At 33.9% G+C, this 26624-nt stretch carries 16 protein-coding genes; 9 read left to right on the forward strand and 7 right to left on the reverse strand.

Annotated elements, in window-relative coordinates; genetic code table 11:
- Positions 1-2: 2 nt before the first annotated feature.
- From vgrG to Q1A73_RS23460, 3 genes are all read right to left on the reverse strand, one after another.
- Positions 3-1793, reverse strand: a complete 1791-nt coding sequence (gene vgrG / locus Q1A73_RS23450; protein ID WP_299610927.1) for a type VI secretion system Vgr family protein — start codon at positions 1791-1793, stop codon at positions 3-5.
- 688 nt (positions 1794-2481) lie between these two features.
- Entirely contained in the window at positions 2482-5865 is a 3384-nt protein-coding gene (locus Q1A73_RS23455; protein ID WP_299610929.1) for a starch-binding protein, read from the reverse strand.
- Between the two features lie 380 nt (positions 5866-6245).
- Positions 6246-8576 (reverse strand): UvrD-helicase domain-containing protein, encoded by a 2331-nt coding sequence (locus Q1A73_RS23460; RefSeq protein WP_299610931.1) that lies wholly within the window; start codon positions 8574-8576, stop codon positions 6246-6248.
- A 265-nt stretch (positions 8577-8841) separates the two neighbouring features.
- Here Q1A73_RS23460 and Q1A73_RS23465 point away from each other — a divergent pair, with 265 nt between their 5' ends.
- From Q1A73_RS23465 to Q1A73_RS23500, 8 genes are all read left to right on the forward strand, one after another.
- Positions 8842-9129: a hypothetical protein gene (locus tag Q1A73_RS23465; RefSeq protein WP_299610933.1), complete on the forward strand. Its 288-nt coding sequence runs from the start codon at positions 8842-8844 to the stop codon at positions 9127-9129.
- A 227-nt stretch (positions 9130-9356) separates the two neighbouring features.
- Positions 9357-9893: a DsrE family protein gene (locus Q1A73_RS23470; protein WP_299610935.1), complete on the forward strand. Its 537-nt coding sequence runs from the start codon at positions 9357-9359 to the stop codon at positions 9891-9893.
- A gap of 13 nt (positions 9894-9906) precedes the next feature.
- The gene (locus Q1A73_RS23475; protein WP_299610937.1) at positions 9907-11190 is read left to right on the forward strand and encodes an amidohydrolase; all 1284 of its coding nucleotides are present in this window, start codon (positions 9907-9909) and stop codon (positions 11188-11190) included.
- Between the two features lie 10 nt (positions 11191-11200).
- The gene (locus Q1A73_RS23480; protein WP_299610939.1) at positions 11201-12775 is read left to right on the forward strand and encodes an FMN-binding glutamate synthase family protein; all 1575 of its coding nucleotides are present in this window, start codon (positions 11201-11203) and stop codon (positions 12773-12775) included.
- A gap of 6 nt (positions 12776-12781) precedes the next feature.
- Complete coding sequence (locus Q1A73_RS23485) at positions 12782-13306, forward strand: hypothetical protein (RefSeq protein ID WP_299610941.1); 525 nt, start codon at positions 12782-12784, stop codon at positions 13304-13306.
- 35 nt (positions 13307-13341) lie between these two features.
- Positions 13342-14406 (forward strand): serine hydrolase, encoded by a 1065-nt coding sequence (locus Q1A73_RS23490; RefSeq protein ID WP_299610943.1) that lies wholly within the window; start codon positions 13342-13344, stop codon positions 14404-14406.
- A 67-nt stretch (positions 14407-14473) separates the two neighbouring features.
- Positions 14474-15385, forward strand: a complete 912-nt coding sequence (locus Q1A73_RS23495) for a YitT family protein (protein WP_299610945.1) — start codon at positions 14474-14476, stop codon at positions 15383-15385.
- Between the two features lie 510 nt (positions 15386-15895).
- Positions 15896-18760 carry a PKD domain-containing protein gene (locus Q1A73_RS23500; RefSeq protein ID WP_299610947.1) on the forward strand — a complete coding sequence of 955 codons (2865 nt, stop codon included), beginning with the start codon at positions 15896-15898 and terminating at the stop codon, positions 18758-18760.
- A gap of 128 nt (positions 18761-18888) precedes the next feature.
- Here the strand turns inward: Q1A73_RS23500 and Q1A73_RS23505 are convergent, their stop codons facing one another.
- The 4 genes from Q1A73_RS23505 to Q1A73_RS23520 form a co-directional block, all read right to left on the reverse strand.
- Entirely contained in the window at positions 18889-19812 is a 924-nt protein-coding gene (locus Q1A73_RS23505; protein ID WP_299610949.1) for a patatin-like phospholipase family protein, read from the reverse strand.
- Between the two features lie 3 nt (positions 19813-19815).
- Positions 19816-20712: a patatin-like phospholipase family protein gene (locus tag Q1A73_RS23510; RefSeq protein ID WP_299610951.1), complete on the reverse strand. Its 897-nt coding sequence runs from the start codon at positions 20710-20712 to the stop codon at positions 19816-19818.
- Positions 20713-20720: 8 nt separating this feature from the next.
- On the reverse strand, positions 20721-22841 hold the full coding sequence (locus Q1A73_RS23515; protein WP_299610953.1) for a M1 family metallopeptidase: 2121 nt from the start codon (positions 22839-22841) through the stop codon (positions 20721-20723).
- Between the two features lie 172 nt (positions 22842-23013).
- Positions 23014-23904, reverse strand: a complete 891-nt coding sequence (locus Q1A73_RS23520) for a family 16 glycosylhydrolase (RefSeq protein ID WP_299610956.1) — start codon at positions 23902-23904, stop codon at positions 23014-23016.
- Between the two features lie 418 nt (positions 23905-24322).
- Here Q1A73_RS23520 and recG point away from each other — a divergent pair, with 418 nt between their 5' ends.
- A complete protein-coding gene (gene recG / locus Q1A73_RS23525; RefSeq protein ID WP_299610958.1) occupies positions 24323-26425 on the forward strand; it encodes an ATP-dependent DNA helicase RecG in 2103 nt (700 codons plus the stop codon).
- The last annotated feature ends 199 nt before the right edge of the window (positions 26426-26624 follow it).

Here is a 26624-nt window from a genome sequence, read left to right on the forward strand (position 1 = left end):
TATTATCCTTTGCTTATTTTTACATTTCCTCCTCCCTGAAAAGAAGCTGTTGCTCCGCAAGCAATTTTCATATTTGCTTTACTTTGAATTTGAGCATTTCCACTATTCTGTATTAGATCACCTCCTATTGTATTTTTCATTTTGTTTTCTACAATATTTGTATGATTCAAAGAAGATGTATCGAAATTATTACCTGTATAAATAACCGTATCTCTACCAATATTTAAAGTAGCATCTTCCTGAATATTCATTTCGAAATTTTTAGCATTTAACGTCATCTTCTCCAATGCTGTAATGGTGATATTATTATTGGCAGTATCTATATGGATCGTATTTTGATTTTTATCTATGATTGTAATAAATTCAGATTTTTCGGTATCATTAAGTTCAATAGTATGCCCACTTCTGGTTCTGATAGCTTTCACATTATTTTTATCCGTTTTCCAGCTACCTGGTTTTGCTGTTCCATTATACAGGGCGCCCATAACATAGGGTCGTTCTGCATTTCCTCCTTCGAATCCAATAAGAACCTCTTCTCCTACTTCTGGAATAAAATGAAATCCTTTATCTCCACCAGAATGAGGTGTCATGACTCGTAACCAAGGGGTATATACTCCTAAAGGTTTCTGCCAATCTAACTGAGCTCTGATCCTTCCTAAACCTTCTGGATCATTATTAGCAGTAACGGTAGCTACTTGAGTATCACTTTTAGGATTATTACGTATATCTGTATATGGATATACATCTTGATCTACTGCGATTCCTTCGAAATGATTGATATATTTTCCATTCTCTGCGGCATTATGTGTTATTTTTATGATTCTATAACTTCCTTGGCTTTTACCTTCTTGTTTTATTTGTACTACTTTACCTAAACATACTCCTGGATTATCACTTTTTCCAGTGATCAAAACCTGTTTGATCTCTTCTGCCTTTTTTTGTTCGGTTACTAAATGATTTAATCGCTGCTTCGTTTGTGGATCATTATAAGTGTTTAGAAAAACGTTGGTGTCGTGTGGAAACATCTCCTGACTTTTATTAGAAGCATAACCGTTATATCCATTTATAGAACTTGTAATTTCTGAAGTTGTTATCTTATGTTTTTCATTATTTAGATAATCATTGGTAAAAAAAGAATAGCTATTAGATCTAGGATTTAGGCTTCTGGAAAATTCCATTAAATCTACACCATAGGTTAAAACAACAGGTTCTGAATCCATTGGTTTTCCGAAAACTAAGTATTCTCCATCATAATAAAACCATTCTCCATATTGCTTGGATAATCTACTTGCAAATTCAAAACTACTCTCTCCATTCTGAACACAGTAATGCAATGTATCTTTCGATCTGGTTTTTATAGAAGTATTTAGTTTAGATCTATCATATTGCTGAAACGACTGAGTAAGAATGGATTCTAAATTTTCATCGCTAAATGATGTATAATTTGGTCCGTCATCTGTTAGAATAGAATTACTTTTAGCCTTAATTAGAATAGAATCTCCTGTGGATTGATGAAAACCATTGGTAAGCTTCACCTCGGTAACGATTCCTTTAAATTTTAATTCTTTATAAATATCTACAGCATCCAAAGAAGAAATCGTAAGCGTTATCGTTTGCCCCAAAAAATCATTGCTTACCTCTTCGTCCAAATTAGATGCATTTTCTAATACATCTCTACGACATAAAAGTTCTAGAGTATGATGGTTATCAATTTCTTGTTGGAGTGTAAGTTTTTTAAAGGCCTTTATACAAAATCCCCCTATAAATAGCTGTATTTTAGATTGAAGTGCCATTGTTAAGTTTTAAGATTAATGTGTGAATCCAAGTCAGAAACAAGAAATCTTACCTTCAACCAATAAGTGAAAATGAAATTAGGTTAAGTAAGAGTTACATATTTCTATGATGGTTATTTCAAATGTAAAACACAACTGCCTGTAAATCAACCAGACATTCAGTGAAAAGAAACCCCTGAAAACCACTGTGGTTATAAAAGGTTAGTTATTAAAAAAGATAAGGGTTAGCCGTAAAAAACAATAAAGAAGAAAAGTATACAGAGGAGAGTAAAAAAGAAAAACTGGATATAAAACAATATTTATATCCAGTTATATTAAGTAATTAGTATACATTTTACTGGGGATTTATTAATGAAAGTCTATCGGTGAATTGCATGGCTACTTGCAGCTGGTAATTCCTGTAAAAACTTTCTCAAAATACTCCAATTAATCTTAAATGAAATAAAATTTGTCATAACTCCTAAATTTTAAATTAATAAACTTTTTTAACTCGTACTGATAATCATCTCATCAGTTGTTTATTAAAATTCAAAACGCGTGCCAAACTTTACACAACTAAAAAACCAAAGTATAATTAATTGAAATACAGGTTTTTAAAAATTTCATTTTTTTATTTAAATCATCAATAAAAAAACCTGCCCAAAAAAATAATTCTCTAGACAGGTCTTAAATCAGCAAAATTTATTGGTTACTTTACCATTTTCAGCACTTTCACATTTTTGTTGGAAACGATCTTAAGAAGATAGATTCCTTTTGGAAGATTAGCTGTATTCATGGTTACAGTATTTGTTTTGGTATCTTTTGTTATGGATGTATTTGTATTTTTACCAGCAAGATCAAATATTTCAATTCGTACACGATTATCTTTCATATTTCCTGTAAAAGATAAAGTCAATGAATCATTAAAAGGATTTGGCCATGCCTTTACTAATTGCAAAGCGTCTCCTTCTGGTTTCTGATCTACAAAAGATCCTTTGATATCTTCAGAAGACGGACAATCACTCGGGCAATTATCAAACCATTGGTTATCATACCATCCGTCTATAGTTCTAAATAAATCATCTGACTGAGATCCTCCATTATCATTAAATACAATTCCTACTTCTACGGATTCATCTATCGTATAAGAATACCAAGGTGATCCTGCGATTTCATTCATCGCTACACCTGGCCAAGCTGGGAATCCAGGGATTGAAGTGTTCGCATTTTTATCGAATAGATAAATATAAGCTGTACTCCAAGACGAAGGTTTTTTAAAGAATACATCAAATGAATCATCTGGAGTAATACCAGGACATTCTCCAGGACAGGTATCTGTCCACCCATTATTGTACCATCCATCTGTAGTTCTAAACAAATCATCTGACTGGGATCCTCCGTTATCATTAAATACGATACCTACTTCTACAGTTTCATCTATTGTATAGGAGTACCAAGGAGAAGTTGACAATTGTGTCATTTCGATACCTGGCCATGCAGGGAATCCAGGAATTGCTGCATTCGCGTTTTTATCAAATAAATAGATATATGCCGTTCCCCAAGTGTCAGGTTTTCTAAAGTTAACCGTATACCCAGCTACATCTTCAATAGTATATGTACGACTTTCTATCGAAGAACTTCCAGCGTCGTTCATAGCGATAGCGTTTAATTCTGTAGTTCCAACAGAAGATATAGCAAATTCACCTTCATATAAAGTACTGGTATTATCAGGAATAGATCCGTCTAATGTATAGTATATAACTCCAGTGTTTGTAGCACTCATCGATACCTCAACACTTCCATTATATACTCCAGAATCTGGAGAAACCGTTAAAGTAGGTGGTTGTGGTCCTGTAGGACAATCACTTGGACAAGTATCAAACCACTGACCATCATACCATCCTTCTACAATTCTGGTTAGATCGTCAGATTGTGCACCTCCATTATCATTAAATACAATACCTACTTGTACATCTTGATCTATAAAATAAGAATACCAAGGAGTTCCTGCTACACCATCCATTTGTTCTCCTGGCCAGGCTGGGAATCCTGGTAATGGATCTCCTGTATTTTGGTTAAATATATAAATATAAGCTGATGACCAATCTGATGGTTTCTTAAAATACACATTAAATGGCTCACCATCACCAATGATATAATCTCTAGAAACAATAGCAGATTCATTCCCATCAGAATCAATTGCAATTGCTTTTATTGAAGCAGAGCCATTAATCGTAAAAGGTGCTGTATATAACATACTTGTAGCAGAAGGATCAGATCCATCCGTTGTATAGTAGATAGAAGTACTTGCTCCTTCTGCAGTGGTAGAAGCTGTCATACTTACTGTAATAGCATCATTATAAAATCCAGAAACTGGATCAATTGACAAGGTTACAGAATCTGAAAGATCAAAAGGTTCTCCTACCAGTACAATTCCAAAAGTAGTTCCGAAAGTAACTGTTCCTCCTGTTACAGTTGCGGTTGTATCAGAAAAATAATCTTTTAACAATGTACCATCAGGCCACATGCCAAATACATTTAAAGCTCCCGCAAAATCATTATCCTGTCCTTGGAAAACAAGAGCTTTATCAGACTCTCCATTACGATCATATTCACGTTTAAAGATATAAGGCGAATCGCTTAATTTTTGATGAGATCCTCCTCCAATAGATATGTGTTCTCTTCTAAATTTCCCAAGCTTTCTCCAATGTAATAATAGAGCATCATCTATAGAATCCCAATTCATATCAGAACGATACCCAGCATCTACGTAAGTAGTAGCGTTAAAAAACTGTCGCCCAGATTCATCTCCATAATAAATCTGCGCTCCACCAGGAGATAGTAATAATTTTACTGCTCCTTCAAACATATTACCTGTAAAGAACTCGCTAAAATCATGAGATCTTAGGTAGCTGATCATATTATACTCCCCAGGAGTATTAAAACCATTATCGTTATTATTTAATTTTGCAGCAAAAGAACTAAATATTTCTTCCTGTCCTAAATCTGTATATGCTTCTTTTGGAGAACGGAAATTAATCATACTATTAAACTTTCCTACTGTAAAATCATCTGGTAAAGGATCCCCTACATTACCAATAATATTTACACCAGAATGCTCTCCTGTCATGTAAAAATCAAGATCATCTAGTTTTTTTGTTGGATTATTTTGTTTCCATTCTCTCAAAGCAGAAACTGCTTCATCTTTTAACTCTGCCCATGCATCTACACCTACATGCCTTTCTGTATCTACTCTAAATCCATCGATACCGTATTCTCTTACCCAATCCGTTAACCATTTGATTAAATAATATCTAGGTGCTCTTGGTTTTCCAGTTCTAGAGAAATAAGCATTAAGCTCATCCAATTCTTGCTGTCTTCTTCCTTCAGCATCCCACTTATCTATTAACCATTGTGGCAACGCTACTGAATTGAAAGATTCTGTACGAATATCAGGTAATCCGAAAAGAGGGGTAGTTAAATCATCGCAAGGAAGTTCTCCATTTTCTGAACCGCATTGTAGTCGTACCCAATCCGATGGATAATCTTCGTCTACAAACTCTAACTGACCATTTACATTTTTATAGGTACGATAACCTGAATGATTCATCACAATATCAAGTAACACTCTAATTCCATGATCATGTGCAGTGTCTATAAATTTTTCGAAGTCTTCTGCACTTGTAAAATTAGGATCAAAAGCAGTCCAATCATTTGTATGATAACCATGATATGGATAATCTCTAAAAGTAGGATCATCTGCAGGAGGGTTATTAAAGCCATGTCGATTTTCTACTACAGGAGTAACCCAAATAGCACTCACTCCTAACTCATCAAAATAACCTTCTTCTAATTTTTGAGTAACCCCTGCGATATCTCCTCCATGGAAATCTAATTCATTATTTCTACTATCCTGAAAACGATCAAAATTAGAATCATTGGTAGTATCGCCATTGTAAAAGCGATCTGTTATCAAGAAATAAACCGTTAAGTTATCCCAAGAAAATGGAAGATTTCTTTCTGCTTGTGATATTCCTATTTTTGGTAAACATAGGCAAACCACTAATAACCCTAAGTAGAGTATTTTTTTCATAATTAAGATTTTGTTTGTGTGTTAATAAAAGAACAACGGGATAATTTATATGGGGAAATTATCTCAATCGTTGTAATAAATATTTCTAAAAAAAAATCGAATAATATAATTATGAGCACATCGAATTTTCACGAAAACGATTGAGTGTTGATATTTTGTTTTAAAGAAGGTTAAAAAAGTAGTAACCAATCAAAAAAACACTTAATATCTTGACATATTAAGAGATATATCTGCAAAATCTAAAGAGATCAGAACCTCGCAAAAAATGAAGCGAAAATTTGAAAGTTTCCCAAAAACAAACCACGGTAATTATTGTTTCCTTACCGATACAATAATTACCGTGGTTTTATATTCTAGATAATACAATGAGAATGTTTACTTTAACCTATGACTTTCAGTTTAGCAAATCGTAATAAGAGTTTCTTAATCCCTCCATTTTCAAAGTTAATTTCAGCCTTTCTATCTTGTCCTACTCCTTCTAATTTAAGAACTTTTCCTCGTCCAAAACGCATATGCTCTACAATAGTATCAGGCGCTAAATCCCCATCAATACTATTGGTTTTTGAAGCACTCTGAGTACCGTTGGTAATCGGCCGCAGCTTACGCAGTTTTCGTAACTGCTCTTCTGTAGGTCTATGCGATACTGGTGGAGATCCAGATACTGGTTTTTTTAGTCTCAACTTACTTTTATCAACTTCTCCAAAAATATCTGTATCCACCAAAGGCTTATATCGATATGTATCAATTGGAGTTATATATTCTAAATATTTATCATCAATTTCTTCGATAAACCTACTGGGTTCCGCATCTACAAGTTTCCCCCATCGATATCTTGATTGCGTATAGGTTAGATAAGCTTGTTTTTCTGCTCTTGTAAGAGCTACATAAAACAACCTTCGTTCTTCTTCCAACTCTGATCGGGTATTCATACTCATTCCTGATGGGAATAAGTCTTCCTCCATACCAACTATATATACATAAGGAAACTCTAATCCTTTTGCTAAATGGATTGTCATTAGAGCAACTCTATCATCATCTCCTGTATCTTGATCAAGGTCTGTAGCTAGTGCTACGTCTTCTAAGAATTCTGCAAGCGATCCGGTTTCATCAGCAAGCTCTTTTTGCCCTTCTACAAAATCACGAATACCATTGAGTAATTCCTCTATATTCTCAATACGAGCAATACCTTCTGGAGTTCCATCTTTTTTAAGCTCTTGTAGTAATCCAGTATTTTTTGCTACCATTTCTGCCAGCGTAAAAGCATCAGAAGTTTGGTTAGTGACCTGAAAACTTTTGATCATATTCATAAAGTTTTCCAATCGAGTTTTAGTTCCGCTATTAATTTTTAAGTTAATGCGATCTAAATTTTCGATTACTTCAAAAATAGATCGATCATAATGATTAGCGGCAACAACTAATTTATCTACTGTGGTACTACCGATTCCCCTTGCTGGATAATTAATTACTCTTTTTAACGCTTCCTCGTCCTTTGGATTAATGATTAATCGAAGATACGCAAGTACATCCTTGATTTCTTTTCGCTGATAAAAAGATAAACCTCCATAAATCCTATACTTGATATCACGTTTTCGTAATGCGTCCTCCATTGCTCTGGATTGTGCATTGGTTCTATACAAAATAGCAAATTGACCATTATTAAGCTGATGCTGCATTTGATTCTCGAAAATAGAACTCGCTACATATCGTCCTTCATCCCCATCGGTAAGCAATCTATTTACTAAAATTTTCGGACCTGGTTCATTAGCGGTCCAAACCACCTTGTCTAATTTGGTTTTATTTTTGTCGATAATAGAATTCGCAGCTTCTACAATATTCCGAGTAGATCTATAATTTTGTTCTAAGCGATATTGCTGTACATTATCATAGTCTCTTTGGAAATTCAGAATATTATTGATGTTTGCCCCACGAAATGCATAAATACTTTGGGCATCATCACCTACTACACATATATTCTGAAATTTATCAGATAAGGCCTTTACTATAAGGTACTGAGAGTGGTTTGTATCTTGGTACTCATCCACCAATATATATCTGAATCTATTCTGATACTTCGCTAAAACATCGGGAAAACGATTCAATAATTCATTCGTTTTCAACAATAAATCATCAAAATCCATCGCTCCCGCTTTGAAACACCTATCTACATAATGTTGATATATCTCTCCCATACGAGGTCTTTTGGCCATGGCATCTGCTTCTACCAATTCAGGGTTTTGAAAATATGCTTTTACCGTGATCAGACTGTTTTTATAAGAAGAAATTCGAGATTGAACCTGTTTGTATTTGTAAATATCTTTATCCAATCCCATTTCTTTAATAACAGAAGCTATTAATCGCTGAGAATCTTGTGTATCATAAATAGTAAAATTAGAAGGGTATCCAAGTTTATCTGCTTCTATTCTTAAAATTTTGGCAAAAATAGAATGGAAAGTTCCCATCCATAAATTCTTAGCTTCACTAGCCCCAACGATATCAGCAATACGTTTTTTCATTTCACGTGCTGCCTTATTCGTAAAAGTCAAAGACAAAATATTAAATGCATCTATTCCTTGATACATAAGATATGCTATCCTAAACGTAAGCACCCTTGTTTTTCCAGAACCAGCACCCGCAATTACAATCATAGGACCATCTTTTTGTAATACAGGAGCTCTCTGAGCGTCATTCAATCCAGCTAAATACTCTTCCAAATTTTCAATTTTTTATAAGCTTCGAAATTTAAGTAAACTATCTTTTTTTAAGAACTAATATGATTGATATTTATAAACAAATCATTAACTATAAAAAGATTAAAATTTTTCATCCGGGGAAATATTTCACAAGACAATTCTGAATTTTTATGCAAAAAACATCGTTTAATTACGGTTTTATAGGATAAAATACGTATCTTAGGAAAAGCTTATCTAAAACACCTAGATAACGCCTTAACCCCAACATTCACCTAATATTTTTGTTATGTCCCCAAACATGAACATCCAACCTATTGAAAAAGAACAAATTAAATTTCTAATCTTTCCAAAAAAAGACGTACTTGAGAAAAGAAAAGACCAAATTGATAGAGTCTTAGAACTTAAGAGAGCCTTATCATTAGGCAATCTAGAACGTCATAAAGTAAAAATTGTTTTTGTGGATAATAAAGGATTTAAAAAAGTAGAAACGACTATCTGGGGAATCACAGATAAAGAAGTTATTCTAAAACAATCAACAATTATTCCGTTAGAACGAATTATTAGTATATCCTAATAAAAGTAAAACTACTTATTTGAAAGCTCTCAATAATATTTAATTGAGAGCTTTACTTTTTATTTATGTTAAAACTAATTACTACCGACACCTTTTGTTTTATCATAGATCATATTCCGAATACAAACTTTTCTGATGTCTTTTTTGGCTATCATGATTATCAAAAATATATTTTAACTTTCCTTTTATAGATTTTTGAATATCTTTAGAAACCAAAAAAAAACGGCTTGAAACACACTTTTTTCTTTCTACTCGCTATATTTCCAATGATCCTTTTCTGTCAAAAAGAACCTCAACAAGGTGCTGTTATTAAAGAGTTTGGGAACACATATAAGGTTGAAAATCCTGATTTTAAAACAGACTTAGAAAATGATCTAAAAGTTGTTTTTGATGTTGGTCGTTCATTCGGTGATAGTACCAAAGTAAATCCACTGATGAATACAGCTGCTCGATATCTCAACATGCACGTAAATGCTGGAGTACCGTTTAAGAATTTAAAAGTAGCATTAGTGATTCATGGAAATGCTGCTAATGATATTTTGAGAGATAAAGCATATCAAGCTAAATTTAGTATTAAGAACCCAAATACTGATTTGATCACTGCATTAAGTGAGAAAGGTGTACAGATTATATTATGTGGACAAACAGCAGCACATAGAAAAATCACCAAGTCAGATATACATCCTAAAGTTCAACTAGCTTTATCTGCGATGACCGCTTTGGTACAACTACAAAATAAAAACTACAAACTCATTAATTTTTAACTCAACGTATCCTATGAAGAACAGCATATTCATCCTTATGGTATTAGTGTGTTACTTAACGAACGCACAAAAAATAGATCCCGATGTGGATGCAATGTCGGACAAAGTAGAAAGTAAGGTTATCAAATGGCGAAGAGATTTTCATCAGAACCCAGAACTTTCGAATCGAGAATTCGAAACTGCCAAAAAGATTGCTGCTCACTTAAAGAGTTTAGGGTTAGAAGTAACAGAAAATGTTGCAAAAACTGGTGTTGTAGCTCTTCTTAAGGGAAAACAAAAGGGAAAAGTAGTTGCATTAAGAGCAGATATTGATGCACTTCCTGTAACCGAGCGAGCTGATGTTCCCTTTAAATCAACTGTAAAAACAACATTTCTTGGTAAAGAAGTTGGAGTATCTCATGCTTGTGGTCATGATACTCATACAGCTATTCTTATGGGAGTAGCAGAAGTATTAAGTAAGAACAAAGATAAAATACAAGGAACCGTAAAATTTATTTTTCAACCTGCTGAAGAAGGACCTCCTCCTGGAGAAGAAGGTGGTGCCAAATTAATGATCAAAGAAGGAGTTTTAAAAAATCCTGATGTAGATGCTATTTTTGGGCTTCATATCAATTCTGGAACTCCCGTTGGAATGATCCGTTATAAACCAGGTGGTACGATGGCTGCAGTAGAACGTTTTGTAATTAACGTAAAGGGAAAACAAACACACGGATCTGCACCTTGGACAGGTGTTGACCCGATATTAATCTCAGCAAAAATAATTGATGGACTACAAACCATTATTAGTAGAGAGTCTCCGTTGGTAGATGAAGCCGCTGTAATTACAGTAGGTAAAATTACTAGTGGTGTTCGTTTTAATATTATTCCAGAAAGTGCTGAAATGATAGGAACAGTAAGAACATTAGACCCTACGATGAGAAAAATGATTATCCGTAGAATGAGTGAAATGGTACCTGCAATTGCAAAAGCCTATGGAGGAGAAGCAACAATCGATTTTCAGAATAATACTTCCATCACCTACAATGACCCTGCTCTGGTGACACAAATGTTACCCACAATAGAGGGAATTGCAGGAAAAGAAAATGTAATCCTATCTAAAGCTACTACCGGAGGAGAAGATTTTTCGTACTTTCAGGAAGTAGTTCCTGGATTTTATTTCTTTTTAGGGGGAAAACCTCATACTGAAGCAAAAGCACCTTCTCATCATACACCAGATTTTTATATTGATGAGAGTGGTTTATTACTTGGTGTAAAAGTAATGTCTCAATTAACTCTTGACTATTTAAACGCTCAATAATATTTATTACATGGAAGCTTTCTTAAATTTTCTCGGCTCAATATCCTGGTGGATGTGGATACTCCTGGCGTTAGGCTTAATAGCCATACGAGATATGTTTTTCAATAAAAAACACACTATCAGTCATAACTTTCCTATTGTGGGACATCTTAGATACCTTTTAGAAAGTATTGGACCAGAAATGAGGCAATATTTTGTTGCCAATAACAGAGAAGAACTTCCATTTAATAGAATAGAGAGAGGATGGGTATATGCATCTTCTAAAAACGAAAATAACTACGAAGGCTTTGGAACCGATAGAGACATTTATCAGCATCAACATATTTTTATAAAAAATTGTATGATTCCTTTTCAAATGGAAGCGGATCATCCTAATACTGTAGACAAAACATTTCTGCCTTGTGCAAAAGTTATGGGCGCTTACAATCAACGTAAAAAACCATATAGACCTGCTTCTATCATTAATATTTCTGCGATGAGTTATGGATCTCTTTCTGCTCGCGCTGTAGATTCTTTAAATATTGGAGTTCTAAAAGCTGGAGCTTATCATAATACAGGAGAAGGCGGGTTATCTCCGTATCATAGCAATGGAGGTGATGTAGTATTTCATTTTGGAACAGGTTATTTTGGTGTTCGTTCTGAAGACGGAAATTTTTCTATGGAAAAGATGAAGGAATTGGTTCGCAACAATCCATTTATAAAAGCCATAGAAATTAAGCTTTCTCAAGGTGCTAAACCTGGAAAAGGTGGCGTATTGCCCGGAGCAAAAATCACTCCTGAAATTGCCAAAATCAGAGGGGTTGAAGTTGGGAAAGATGTATTATCTCCTTCTAGTCATAAAGCATTTAAAGATGTACCCGAATTATTACAACTGATAGAAGATATTGCTGAAGAAACAGGTTTACCTGTGGGAATTAAAGCGGCAATTGGTAAAACCGAACAATGGGAGCTACTCGCAGAACTTATGGTTAAGTCTAATCGCGGACCTGATTTTATTGCGATAGATGGTGGTGAAGGTGGAACTGGAGCTGCTCCTCCAAGTTTTGCAGATCACGTTTCGTTACCATGGATTTATGGTTTTAGTGCGATTTATAAAATATTTCAAAAACATAATCTTACAGAACGAGTTGTCTTTATTGGTAGTGGAAAGTTAGGTTTTCCTGCAAAAGCTGCAATGGCTTTTGCCATGGGTGTTGACTGTATTAATGTAGCTCGAGAAGCTATGATGAGCATTGGTTGTATCCAGGCTCAAATATGTCATACTAATAAATGCCCAGCTGGTGTTGCTACACAAAGCAAATGGCTACAAAAAGGAATTAATGTACCACTAAAATCAGATCGTCTCGCGCAGTATTTTAAATCTTTTAGAAAAGAACTAATAGAGATAACGCATGCTGCTGGATATGAACATCCATCACAATTTACAATGAAAGATATTGATGTTAATGTGGATGATGGAGAGCTCACAAAAACCCTAGAAGATTCTTTTAAATATAGCAAGACACCTGTAGAATTTACCTGTATTCAGGATCTCAAAGATTGCTCATATCTAGGAGGACATTATAAAGAAACAAAATCAAAATAATATTACATGAAGATAGAAATCATTCCTTTATTAATCTCGCTTATTCCTTCTCTTTTTATCACTCTACTAGCGTTTTTCTATTTCAAAACGCATACAGATAATGAAGAAAAAAGAAGAAGATACTTACTTCATAGAGAAAATCAAAAGCAGGCGCTACCATTAAGATTACAGGCTTACGAGCGTATGGCTTTATTTATGGAGCGAATTTCGCCTGGTAAACTATTACTAAGAACTCCTCCTGTGGATAATGATAAAAAAAGTTATGAATCCTTATTGGTAAGTACTATAGAACAAGAATTTGATCATAATCTAACCCAACAAATTTATATTTCGGATGAGTGCTGGAATATGATTAAAACTGCTAAAAACGGTACTATCGCATTGATTAGAAAAAGCGTATTAAATGGTGAGGTAGATTCCGCCAATAAAATGAGAGAATTTATATTAACAGAAGTAGTAGAAAAAGGAGCTCCAAGTGATAAAGCACTATCTGCCATTAAATCTGAAGTAGAAGATCTTTTTAGTATCTAATTATGAAATAAGACAGGTCTAAAAATCTAATTTATATGAAGCATATAGCCTTTAACGTATTCATTTCATTATTTGTTACTTTTGGTTTTGCCCAAACAACAAAACATGAATTTTCTTATGCTTCTCCAGAGTCTAAAGGCTTCTCTACAGAAAAACTAAGCCTATTACAACAGCATTTAGAAAATAGCGGATCTTCTTCTATGATTCTTATGATAGACGGAGATATTATTTTTGAATGGGGACAGACAGATAAAAGACATCTCATACATTCCATGCGAAAAGCCTTATTGAACTCTCTTTATGGTATTGCAATAGAAAATAAACAAATAGACACTTCTGTAACACTTAAATCGCTAAACATAAATGATATTTCGCCGAGCTTGAGTGATAATGAACTTAGTGCTACAATAAGCGATTTATTAAGATCACGTTCTGGAATTTATCATAATGCAGCTGCTACGAATGATGCGATGCTCAGAGGTCGTCCCGAAAGAGATACTCATCAACCAGGAGAGTTTTATTATTATAACAATTGGGATTTTAACACCTTAGGCACCATATTGGAACAACAAACTGGAAAAAGTATATACCAGCTGTTTTATGATCAGATTGCCATGCCTATTGGTATGATTGATTATACTGGAACCTATGAAAATATTGATGGAGAATCAGATGACGAAACTATTCCAGATACCGATGGTATTTATCAGTTTGAAAAAAGCAAGTCTAAATATCCTGCCTATCATTTCAGGATGTCAGCCAGAGATCTCGCTATCTATGGACAATTGTACCTAAATCACGGTAATTGGAATGGAAAACAAATTATTCCAAAAGAATGGATAGATGTATCCACCAAACCCTACTCTATCTATAATCCTAAATACGGTAACGCCTACGGAATGCTCTGGAACGTACGAGTACCTGATAAAAATACCAAAAGAAACTCTTTTTTTCATACTGGCGTAGGTATACATATGCTAGGTGTTTATCCTGATTCAAAACTGGTTTTGGTACATAGAGTAGATACTGAAAAAGAAATCAATTACAACCAAGGTGATTTTTATAAAATGATTGGGCTAGTTTTTGGTGCCAGAAAATAATCTACCGTAATATTACTTAAAGCATTGGATTAATCGAATAGAAATTAGTGTGGTAAAATAGAACCCTATGAAAAGAACACTGTCAGAAATTTTTCAAATTGCTTTAGGTATTCTACTCGCTAGTTTGGGATTAAAAATGTTTTTACTACCAAATGGATTTTTAGATGGCGGAGCCACTGGTATTGCTATTTTGCTTAGTGAGCTTTTTGAGATTGACATATCTATTTTTCTATTGTTGGTCAGTATTCCTTTTTTGATTTTAGCTTGGTTCAGCCTCACTAAAAGAATTTTTGTTAAATCGTTATTATCAATCATTTCTCTTGCAATTATTATTCACTTTGAAAACTTTGCAGCTATTACAGATGATAAACTTTTGATAGCCATTTTTGGCGGTTTATTTTTAGGTGCTGGAATTGGATTAACTATCAAAAACGGTGCTGTTTTAGATGGTTCTGAAATTCTGGGGATCTTCATAAATGAAAAATTAGGAATAAGTATCGGAAAAATTATCCTTCTGTTCAATATTATTTTATTCAGCGTCACCGCCTTACTTCTTTCTATAGAAATCGCTATGTATTCTATTCTTACCTTTATTATCACTGCAAAAGTTATAGACTTTATGATAGAAGGATTCGAAGATTACGTAGGTTTAATGATTGTATCAGAACAAACCGATGAAATCAATAAACAATTAATTGATATTATAGGCACTGGAACAACCATTTATAACGGCTCTGGAGGTTTTGGAAAAAGAGGTCCTCAATCCGAAAAAAAAATTATTCATAGTGTAATTAATAGAATTGATATCCGAAGAACATATAACTTAATAGATACCATTGATAAAAACGCTTTTATTATTGAATTTGATGTAAATAACATAAAGGGAGGAATGTATACTAAGTTTTTATCTAAAGAAGGATTAAAAAAATTATCTTCTTCTTCTTCCATTAAACAAAATACTTCCAACGATAATACGTAGAACACTTAGCTAAAAATACCGTAACAAGAATTCTATTTTAATAGAAACCTCTATTAAATATATAGTTGATCTAAATCATCTAATTTTTATGTAAGAATTCCCGCATGAATCAAATAGTTCTCAAGCTATTTAACTTCTATGTAAAAAACTATATAACAACGCATTAAGTTAAAAAAGAATCGTGACCGTTATAATCTTTAGTAGAAAACCAACGCTTTAGCATATAAAACGTTTCTATTTCACATACTAAAACCAATATTTTTCAGTTTAGTAAATATGTTTTACTTCGTAAAACAACATTGCAACGCTTGTGTAATTTGATGAATACTTTTTTAAGGACTTCAGACATCCTTAAATTATCGCCTGAAACCAGACCCTTTAGGCAATCTTTCATCACCTCCCCTTCTTCAGCACAAGAAAAATATCTTAAGGATATGAACATTTTTTCATATCCCAGCAAGTCATTTGAACATTGAATCAAACCGTAATTACAAACTCAATACACATCAAATGAAAACAATTGCACTCTTAAAAACGACGAAAAAGCAGTGTTTTAAACAAATCAAATCCAAATCAGTCAAAACCTTATCATTACTCTTAGTGATATTCTTTTATCAGACAGATATCTTTTCCCAAAAGAATGAATCCTTTAACCTGGGAAATGAAAAAACATTCTCCAATAAATTTTGGGGAGCAAAAACAAACAAAATTACTCTTCAAGTCTCTAAAGAGATATCATATTCTGGGGTTATTACAAAGAGGAATGGAAACGCCAATTCTTATTCCATCATAGGAAGTATTGGCGATTCCAAAACATCTACATTTCATATTACGAAACAAGACAATCTCATCTCTGGTCAAATTGTATTGTATGAAGATAAAATTGCATATCAGTATTCCTCGGATGATGCGAAGGCTGTTTTCATAGAAGAAATTGATATTCATAAAGTACTTTGTGTCGATTACGAAAAACTTCCTTCTGTAGAAGTAACATCGTATCAATCAAAAATGGTAGTTCCTACTTTATCAAGTCTACCAGGATCTGCATTTACTGTCTATCTGGATTTTGATGGCGAAGTGGTAAGTGACACTTGGTGGGTTAATGGAGGAACCATTAATGCGCAACCTACTGGCTATAGTGATGCCAAAATTACTGAGATCTGGAGAATTATGGCAGAGGATTTTAGACCTTTTGATATTAATATCACTACCGATAGAGCTACTTTCGAAAACACTCCTATCAATCGTAGAATGATGTGTATTTTCACTCCTACTACTGATGCTGCGCCAGGATCTGGTGGTGTAGCTTATCTTAATTCTTTTTCAAATAATAATATCGACAACCCATGTTGGGTGTATAACAATGGAACCAGATCTGCAGGAGAAACGGGATCACATGAAGTTGGACATACCCTAGGATTATCGCATGATGGAGTTCCTGGAAATCAATATTACTCAGGTCATGGATCATGGAGTCCTATTATGGGATGGAGTGCCAGCAGAGCTATCGGACAATGGAGCCAAGGTGAATACGACAACGCTATTACTCAGGAAGATGATATGGCTATTATTTCTGGAAATAGAAATGGTTTTGGATATAAAGAAGATGATCATGCAGATACAGTTTCTGAAGCTACTCCAATTCAGGTAGGTTCTAATGGAACAGTAGATGCATCTTTGCATCAGGCACTCATTTCTACAAGAGAAGATAAAGATGTATTCTCTTTTATTACTGCTGGTGGCGAAGTAGACTTTACCATTGATCCGGATCCATATTATCCAAACCTAAACATACAAGCTAGAATTATAAGTGGTACAGGAGAAGAACTGGCCATATCTAGTCCACAAGATAACCTAAGTGCCAGTATAAATACTACCTTAGCAGGAGGTACTTATTTTCTAGAAATTGATGGTGTGGGAGAAGGTAATTTATCCAGTGGATATTCTGATTATGCTTCAGTTGGTTTTTATGAAATTTCTGGATCTTACACTCCAGGAAATAACAATCAACCTCCAATTGCTAATTTTGAAGCTACGATCGATTGTGATCAGGTTAGTTTTAGAAATACCTCTATAAATACCGTTACTTCTGTATTGTGGGATTTTGGAGATGGAACCACTTCTATGGAGCAAAACCCAACACATACCTATACTGCTGATGGAAGTTATACGGTATCATTAACGGCAACGAATACCATTGGAGATGATACCAATACTCAAGAAAACTTTGTTACCGTTACCATTGCTTCTTTACCTAATAATGACACGCAATCTATTTGTTCTGGTAATGTAGATACGATCACAGCTTCTGGTAGTAATGGGTATATCTGGTATGATACTCTAGATGGTGATACTGTTTTAGGAACAGGACCAACTTTAGATGTATCAAATATTACACAAAACCGAACTTTTTATGTGGCTGGAACTACAGAACCAATTGTAGAAGCAGTTACTGGAATTACAGACGTTGCAAGCATAGTTGGTAATATACATCAGGGAGGATTTAATTTGGTATTCGACGCTGATCAACCTATTATGTTAAAAAAAGCGACCGTTATAGCACAAGGATCTGGTAATAGAACCCTACAATTGATAGATGCTAGTGGAACTGTTTTAGAAACTAAGACTATAAATATTCCAGATGGAGAAAATGTTATCGATATTAATATGAACATCCCAGCTGGAAATGATATGGAAATAGGATTTTTAGAAGAAGCGAATCTTTTTAGAAGTAATGATAATGTAAATTATCCATATACGGTAAACAATATAGTTTCTATTAAAAGAAGTTCTGCTACCACAAATCCTCAAGGTTTTTATTATTATCTATATAATTGGGAAGTTTCCACACTCGGTGGTTGTAGTACTTCCGATAGAGCTGCTATTCAGGTAAATGTATCGGATGCTCCTACGGTTCCTACAATAAATGTAGACGCACAAACTAATGAACTCTCGGTAACCGAAAATTATGAATCATATCAGTGGTATTTAGATGATCAACCAATTACCGGAGCTAATGCTGCTACCTATATTGCCGAAGAAACAGGAACTTACACTTTAGAAGTGTTTAATGAAGGTGGATGTAGCACATTTTCTGAAGCTGTAGAGATTCAGGCATTATCTACACCAGATCTTCAATCACCAGAAGATCAGATTGTACTATATCCAAATCCTGCGAATGAAATATTACATATTGATGGCGTATCCGAATTAAAAGATAAATTCTCTTTAAAAGTTGTAAACGCTTTAGGACAAACAGTAATTCGTAAATCAGGTGTTCCAGAAACTATAGACACCACAAAACTTTCTGAAGGATTATATTTCTTGCTGATTAACAACAAACAGGTAGATAAATTTCTAAAAATAACACGTTAAGAATGATCTAAGTTCCTAAAAGGTATTTCTTAAACCAGTATAGCCAAATCAAATTATCATTTTTAAAAATAAGAAGTGATTATTTGATTTGGCTATTTTATGTAAAGATGGATACAAAGGAAAATATTTTATCCCGCCATATCGATTTCTTTCAGTTTATTTTCATCTGCTTGTTTAGCTTTTTCCGCAGCATAATCAAAACCTTGTTGCCACCAACTTCGCATTAATTTTTTATTAAAAACTAAAGAGTTTTCCGTTAATTTAGAAGGTGTATAATATAGGTTTAGTACAACATCTTTATTTTTTGCTGCTAATTTCCCAACTACCGTATCATGACCTTCTACTTGATCGAACATAAAACTGAATAAATTAACCATGAGCGAAAATGGATTTTTACCCAACACCTTATTATGTTCCATATTTTCAGACTCTAAAATTACAGCATCTACTTCTGTTGCGCCTCTTTTAATAGCTTCTCTAATAGGAACCATACAACCAAATCCACCATCGGCATACTCACATCCATTTTTAGTCACTAAACTCATAAATGGAACATAATTACAAGAGATCCAAATCCAATCACAAAAATCTTCATAAGAAAAGTCGTTAATAGACTTATATTCGGTAGTGTTTTTGGTTAAATTAGAAACTGTAACCACAATGTCCTTGACTTTTTTCTTAGCCAATTCGAATTCTATTTCAGAAAAATTTCTACGAATATTTCTACGCAAATTTTTACTCTCTCCGAATGTACGTTTGCGCTTTAAAAATTGAACTACGGTATTAAAGAAGTTAATAGAAACAAACTCACGATTTCCTTTTTTGCGGGTTCTAAAGGGATTAACACTAAAAATAGTACTCTGATTAACATTGGTGTACATATCATACACCTTGTCTATATTTCCGAGTGCCAATTGTGGTATTAACAAGCTTCCGGTAGAAGTTCCCAAAAAAAGTTCATACTTCCTGCCTTGTTCCTGAATTAAGTATTGAGCTACACCACCAGCATAAGCTCCTTTACTTCCTCCACCAGATATAACTAATGCTCGCATATTCTATTCTAATCGATTTGATTTGTTCTTCTCTTTGGCAAACTCGTACCCTTTCTTCCACCATTTTTTCATTTTTTCCTTTTCAAAAATTAATGAATTGGTAGTCAGTACCGTTGGTGTATAATAAAGATCCATAGCTACATCCTTTCTTTTAGCTATAAACTTACCTATTCGAATGTTCTGATGCTCTATCGTATCCATCATAAAATCCACCATACTAGTAATTAGTGTAAATGGATTTTTGGTAGGCATACGATTTAGATAATTGATCTCTGTTTCTAATATAATGACATCTACTTCTTTCGCTCCACGTCTAATTGCTTCTTCTATCGGAACCATAGAACCTAATCCTCCGTCTACATAATCACAATTGTTCTTTTGTACCAGACTCATAAATGGAGGATAATTACACGAAATCCAAACCCAATCACAGTACTCCTGATATGTACACTCTTTAATCGACTTATACTCTACTTCATTCGTAGACAAATTAGTGACTGTAATTATGATGTCTTTTCGGGAATCTTTAAGCGTATTAAAATAACTTTCGGTAACAGACCTTCTGATAAGATCTCTAAGATTTCTGCTATCTCCAAAGGATTTATTTCCTTTGATCAAGTTTCGTAATACATTAAAATGATTAATCGTGATGAGGTTGTATCCTTTTCTTTTTTTGATCACAAAAGGACAATTCCTAAATATCGAAGATTGATTTACCGAAGTATATATCTCTTTTATTTCTTTTATTTTAGATAGTGCTAAATGAGAGATCAATAAACTTCCGGTAGAAGTTCCTACGTACAAATCATACTCTCTCTTTAGGTCCTGAATAAGATATTGCGCTACACCACCAGCAAAAGCTCCTTTACTTCCTCCACCGGATATGACCAATGCGCGCATACGTTTGTTTATGGGGTTAATTTCTTTTCTAAAAATTCTTGTTGCCTCTTTGGCAAATTATTCTTTAAATCTACATATTTCTTTTGATATGCAGGGTTCTTCAGAAGGTTATCCAACACTTTTCTACAAAAGTTTCTAAATCTCCAGTTATGATGTACCGCTCCATCTACAAGATCAACCAACGATTGTTCCGAAAAAGCCTGAAGACTTTCTAGATACGTAAAAGCATTTTCTCTAGTACTAAAATGATGAACAGGAGACGAATAGCCTGACAGTTCTTTATAAAACTCCTGATGCTTTTCTGGTTGATATTCTTGTGTACTCAATGCCAGTACTAACCATAATATTCTCACATTTTTGTCGTGAAACCCTATAACTCCTTTCGTCTGTTCTAAATAAGAAGTTCTATCAGATGGAAAATTAGCCCATAAATGGTACAAAGCCGGTTCTATGGTAGCATAGGATTCGTCAGTTAGTAAGGATTCATATTGCTTCTTTAATTCTCTTGGGATCGTATTCATTGTATTAGCAATCGCCTGACGCACAAAAATATTGTTTGTTTCGAAAGCTTTGGTAAATAATCCTAATGACTCTTTAGAAGTATCTCCTTCCAATTGATAAATTACTTCTTGCCCTAGGTATTCATTAATAGGAAAGTCTAAAGCAGTTGCCAGTGTACCCCACTTACCTGCTATGGGCTGTGTACGTTCACCAGCTAAAGTTAAATAGCGTTTTATAAATGGAGATTTTGTTAAAATATCAAGTGCTTCCTGAGAAGGAAAAACAATGGCTTCTAACCATATTTTTTGATAATCCGATAAATCCTGACCACTTACCTGCTCTGCCTCTCTAATAAAATCAGAAGTGGTAACATTACCAAACTGATGTTTTTCGAGGTATTGCTTTACTGTCGTTTTAAAATTATCAGCTCCAATCATATCCTTCAAAGCGTGTAATGCCCAAGCACCTCTTTGATAAAAAGTAAGAGAACTGGCTTTAGGGTCTAATAAAGTAGTGGCATTATCGGCTTTGGATTGCTCAGTAAGTTGTTCTGCGCTTTCATATAATTTGTATTGAAAATAATCGTCTCCAAAAATCTCTCTTTCTGCCAATAAAGCATAATAGGTTGCAAAACCTTCTTGTAACCAATGATGTTTCCCTTCAGTCTCGGTTACTAAATCACCAAACCACTGGTGCGCTAATTCATGCGCATTTACATTGATATAATTCCGATCATTAAAACCTATATCATCCACTACAAAAGCATCAGAAAATATAGTGGTTCCCGTATTTTCCATACCTGCATACAAAAAGTCCTTTACAGGAATTTGTTTATAATTTTGCCATGGAAATGCATATCCAATTTCTTTTTCCAAAAAATCGAATAGTTGCTTACTATGTTTGTAGGTAGACTCAAATTTATCCTTATCATTCGGATAATAATACATCTCTAGAGGGATTCCACTTTCAGAAGTTTCAACGACCTTTTCATACTTTCCTATTGCTAAGGCCAGTAAATAACTACTCATCGGCTGTTGCATATCGTATTCCCATCTTTTTATCGTGTCATTAACAGCCTGGGTTTGTAGTAATTTACCATTGGCTATCACTTCATATTCAGCGTCATAATGAATCACCAGATCAAACTCTACTTTTTCATTCATATCATCAAAACTTGGCAACCAATTAGAGGTATATTTTCCTTGTCCTTGTGTCCAGATCTGGTCTTTGCCTTGATAATCATTTAAAAAATAAAGTGCCTTTTTCGGAACTGCGATATATTGAATTTCTATCCTATGTTCTGAATTTGCAAAAAAATTACCCCCAACCTTTATTTTTTTAGAGTCGTAATTTATCGCGGTCTTTTCTCCGTCTAGCAACACATCCATAATCTGCATCTTCTGGGCATCGATACTGATAGAATCTACAGGCTGTAACACTTTAAAGGTGTATGTTACTTTACCCTCTATTTTTTTAAAATCAGCATCTAGAAAAATAGATACATTTCCGGTAAGAAAATCTACATTAGGTTGTTCTTTTTTAGGTGGAATAGATAAGGTTTTTTCGTTGTGGGACGCGATGGCCGATACCGAAATAAAACCAATAAACAAATACAGAAAAAATCGCATATTTTATGAATAATCAAATGTTCTGCCAAAATAACGAATTTATTCGCGTATTGTGACAGAAGAAACATATGACCATACGACAAATACTACTTTTTTTACATATATCTAAAAACAAAAATCTGAGCTTAAACTCAGATTTTTGATAATAAAATTAAGTTAGTATTATAAAATGTTATAAAGAGGTCTTTTTTACTCTTACAAAATCAACATACATATCCGTATTCCAAAATACATTGATGGCATTATTATTAAAAATACCGTCATTAGAACCTATATTTAAGTTCAGAATTACATTATGTGGCCCAAAGTTTTGTAATTGTAAATCCGAATCGATTCCGTTATGATAATTAGCAACGGTAGCACCATCTACTAATACATCAACATATACATTGCCATTTACATTAGTCCAGTACATATCATAAGTATGCCACCCTTCTCCAATAGTATCATAATGTCTTACAGCATTTTGACCTAATAAACTTTGTCCTGCGTTATATCCATAAAAAAGATTACTCGCATATTTTTCTCCACCGTAATATCCATAAGAATATGCTTCCATCATATCGATCTCTCCTTGTGTAGGCCAAGCCGTTTCTTGTACAGTCCATACTGCAGGCCAAACACCATAAGTTTCTGCAAATCCTTTAGCATTTCCATTTTCCCAAGCAATAACTTTCGCACTTACTTGTACATGTACCTGCTCGTTATAACCAGGCTCAAAACTTGTCCATGACTTTACATGACCAGATTCCCATAATCCGTTTTGTTTTTTATACGAACGCAATCGTAAACAACTTCTGTTATCCAAGCTTTGAATACTAACATTCCATGGTCTGTACATACAAAAATCAGAATTATAATCTAATCGTTCTGTACGTTGCCATTTAGCATCGATATTACTTCCTGAATTAAATTCATCGATCAGAATATCGGTCCATGGAGCTTTGGATGTTACAGAACTAAAATCTTTATAGTTTTCATTGAAAACTTCCTCATTTTTATCACAAGAAATAAAAACAATAAAAGCAGCTAATACGAATGTGTAGAGCACTATTTTTTTCATAATATAAATCATTTGGGGTTAGATAGTTACGTTGTGACTACAACGTTTTCGTAAATGTACCAAAAAAAGCAACCGAGACGTAAGTTATGTGCGGTAAAGACGTAACGTGATGTCGATAAAATATCTCTTAAGAAATTATGAATACTAACAAAATCAATGCCTTTAGAAGAATTTAACAAAATATATTCCCTCCATCAAAAACCTAAAATTCAATATACTTTTAAGATAAAAAAATAATAAATATGTAATTTTTTAACATTTAAAAACAAAAAACAACAATTAAAAACTGATATTTTAATACTTTTTTTATTTCAAAACCAAAAAACAGTCAGTTTCTAATATACTATAGCATCCATATCCCTAATTATTTATTTTTATATTGTGGTCATTAAAGTGTTAAATAACCTGTTTATTTTCTTTGAGCGCTACAATCTTACAAACTCCTATCGATTACTTAAAAGGTGTTGGGCCTTCCAGAGCTGATTTGCTTCGTACGGAACTAGGGATTCATACCTATCAGGATTTAGTCAACTTCTTTCCGAATAGATATATCGACAAAACCAACTATTACAAAATCAATGAATTACAAAGAACTTCTGCAGAGGTACAAATCGTTGGTAAGATCATTCATATAAAAACAGTAGAACAAAAACGAGGAAAACGATTAGTAGCCAAGTTTATGGATGATACTGGAGAAATGGAATTGGTTTGGTTTAGAGGTCATAAATGGATCAAAGAAAACTTAAAACTCAATACACCTTATGTAATCTTCGGCAAAACAAAATATTATAACGGCTTTAGTATGCCACATCCAGAGATGGAACTCCTTTCGGAGCATCAAAAAAACCTCAAAATTATGATGCAACCGGTATATCCGTCTACCGAAAAATTATCAAATCGAGGAATTACTAATCGGGTTATTAGTAAAATGATGCAACAATTGTTTTTGGATACTAAGGCTCGATTTTATGATACCCTTTCAGAAGAAATAAGAACCGAGTTAAAACTGATCCCCAAAAACGAAGCGATTCTGAATATTCATTTTCCTAAAAATCAGGAGTTACTTGCCAAAGCACAATATCGCCTTAAATTTGAAGAGTTATTTTATATCCAGCTTCAGTTAATTACCAAAAAACTAATTCGGAAACAAAAGATAAAAGGATTTCCTTTTCCAGAAGTTGGACATCATTTTACTAATTTTTATAACCATCATCTGCCTTTCGAACTTACTAATGCTCAGAAACGAGTAATTAAAGAAATTCGAAAAGACATTGGCAGCAGTGCACAAATGAATCGCTTGTTACAAGGAGATGTAGGTTCTGGAAAAACTATTGTGGCTCTTATGACGATGTTATTGGCAATCGATAATGGATTTCAGGCATGTCTTATGGCTCCTACCGCCATTTTGGCAAATCAGCATTATCAAGGAATTACAGAACTTACCAAAGATCTGGATATTAATATAAAATTATTGATGGGTAGTTCTAAAGCCAAAGAACGTAAAGAGATTCATCAAGAATTAGAAGATGGCACCTTACATATATTGGTAGGAACACACGCTGTATTAGAGGACAAAGTAAAGTTTAAAAACTTAGGATTGGCTATTATAGACGAGCAACATCGTTTTGGAGTAGCACAACGTTCTAAATTATGGCATAAGAATATATATCCGCCACATATATTGGTAATGACCGCTACACCCATTCCTAGAACCTTGGCTATGAGTTTATATGGAGATTTGGATATCTCGGTAATTGATGAATTACCACCAGGTAGAAAATCCATTAAAACCGTGCATCGCTATGATAGCAATCGCCTTAAAGTATTTAAGTTTATAGCTGATGAAATAAAAAAAGGAAGGCAAATCTATGTTGTATATCCGCTAATTCAGGAATCCGAAGCATTAGATTATAAAGATCTTATGGATGGTTATGAAAGTATTGCCCGCTCCTTCCCTGCTCCGGATTATCAGATATCAATTGTACATGGTAAAATGAAACCTGCCGATAAGGATTACGAAATGGAACGCTTTGTAAAAGGAGAAACCAATATTATGGTGGCAACAACGGTGATAGAAGTTGGTGTAAATGTTCCTAATGCTAGTGTGATGATTATCGAAAGTGCAGAACGCTTCGGGCTATCGCAACTACATCAGTTAAGAGGTCGCGTAGGTCGAGGCGCCGAACAAAGTTTTTGTATTCTAATGACCAGCCATAAACTTTCTTCTGATAGTAAGACTCGATTAGAAACGATGGTACGCACTAATGATGGGTTCGATATTGCAGAGGTAGATTTAAAACTACGTGGTCCCGGAGATATTATGGGCACACAACAAAGCGGAGTTTTGGCACTTAAAATTGCAGATATTGTGCGCGATAATGATGTGCTTAAAACGGCAAGGCACTACGCGATGAAAATCCTAAAAGAAGATCCTTCATTAGCTATGGGGAAAAATAAAGTGCTCTTATTTACCTATCAACAACTAGCCAAACATAAAAACATTTGGAATTATATTAGTTAGGGCGTTTCCGCCTTTGCTACGGCAAATACAATTTCATTAAGTTAAGCTTGTAATTCTACTGTTTGTCACACTGAGCCTGTCGAAGTGTAATTAAAAATTACAGCTTTATTGATCTTCGACAGGCTCCTTTAGATTTGTTTTTTAGATATTTATGAAAGAGAAAGGAAACAAAAGTAACCTATGACAAGGCTCTAAGTTT

Source organism: uncultured Aquimarina sp. (assembly GCF_947492115.1).
Taxonomy (GTDB): domain Bacteria; phylum Bacteroidota; class Bacteroidia; order Flavobacteriales; family Flavobacteriaceae; genus Aquimarina.

What these genes read in the sequence shown, in the direction of transcription:
- Q1A73_RS23465 (WP_299610933.1), top strand. Translation starts at nt 8,842, where the DNA reads ATGTCCCCAAACATGAACATCCAACCTATTGAAAAAGAACAAATTAAA.
- Q1A73_RS23500 (WP_299610947.1), top strand. Translation starts at nt 15,896, where the DNA reads ATGAAAACAATTGCACTCTTAAAAACGACGAAAAAGCAGTGTTTTAAA.
- Q1A73_RS23510 (WP_299610951.1), bottom strand. Translation starts at nt 20,712, where the DNA reads ATGCGCGCATTGGTCATATCCGGTGGAGGAAGTAAAGGAGCTTTTGCT.
- Q1A73_RS23520 (WP_299610956.1), bottom strand. Translation starts at nt 23,904, where the DNA reads ATGAAAAAAATAGTGCTCTACACATTCGTATTAGCTGCTTTTATTGTT.
- Q1A73_RS23505 (WP_299610949.1), bottom strand. Translation starts at nt 19,812, where the DNA reads ATGCGAGCATTAGTTATATCTGGTGGAGGAAGTAAAGGAGCTTATGCT.
- Q1A73_RS23455 (WP_299610929.1), bottom strand. Translation starts at nt 5,865, where the DNA reads ATGAAAAAAATACTCTACTTAGGGTTATTAGTGGTTTGCCTATGTTTA.
- Q1A73_RS23475 (WP_299610937.1), top strand. Translation starts at nt 9,907, where the DNA reads ATGAAGAACAGCATATTCATCCTTATGGTATTAGTGTGTTACTTAACG.
- Q1A73_RS23480 (WP_299610939.1), top strand. Translation starts at nt 11,201, where the DNA reads ATGGAAGCTTTCTTAAATTTTCTCGGCTCAATATCCTGGTGGATGTGG.
- Q1A73_RS23490 (WP_299610943.1), top strand. Translation starts at nt 13,342, where the DNA reads ATGAAGCATATAGCCTTTAACGTATTCATTTCATTATTTGTTACTTTT.
- vgrG (WP_299610927.1), bottom strand. Translation starts at nt 1,793, where the DNA reads ATGGCACTTCAATCTAAAATACAGCTATTTATAGGGGGATTTTGTATA.
- Q1A73_RS23485 (WP_299610941.1), top strand. Translation starts at nt 12,782, where the DNA reads ATGAAGATAGAAATCATTCCTTTATTAATCTCGCTTATTCCTTCTCTT.
- Q1A73_RS23495 (WP_299610945.1), top strand. Translation starts at nt 14,474, where the DNA reads ATGAAAAGAACACTGTCAGAAATTTTTCAAATTGCTTTAGGTATTCTA.
- Q1A73_RS23515 (WP_299610953.1), bottom strand. Translation starts at nt 22,841, where the DNA reads ATGCGATTTTTTCTGTATTTGTTTATTGGTTTTATTTCGGTATCGGCC.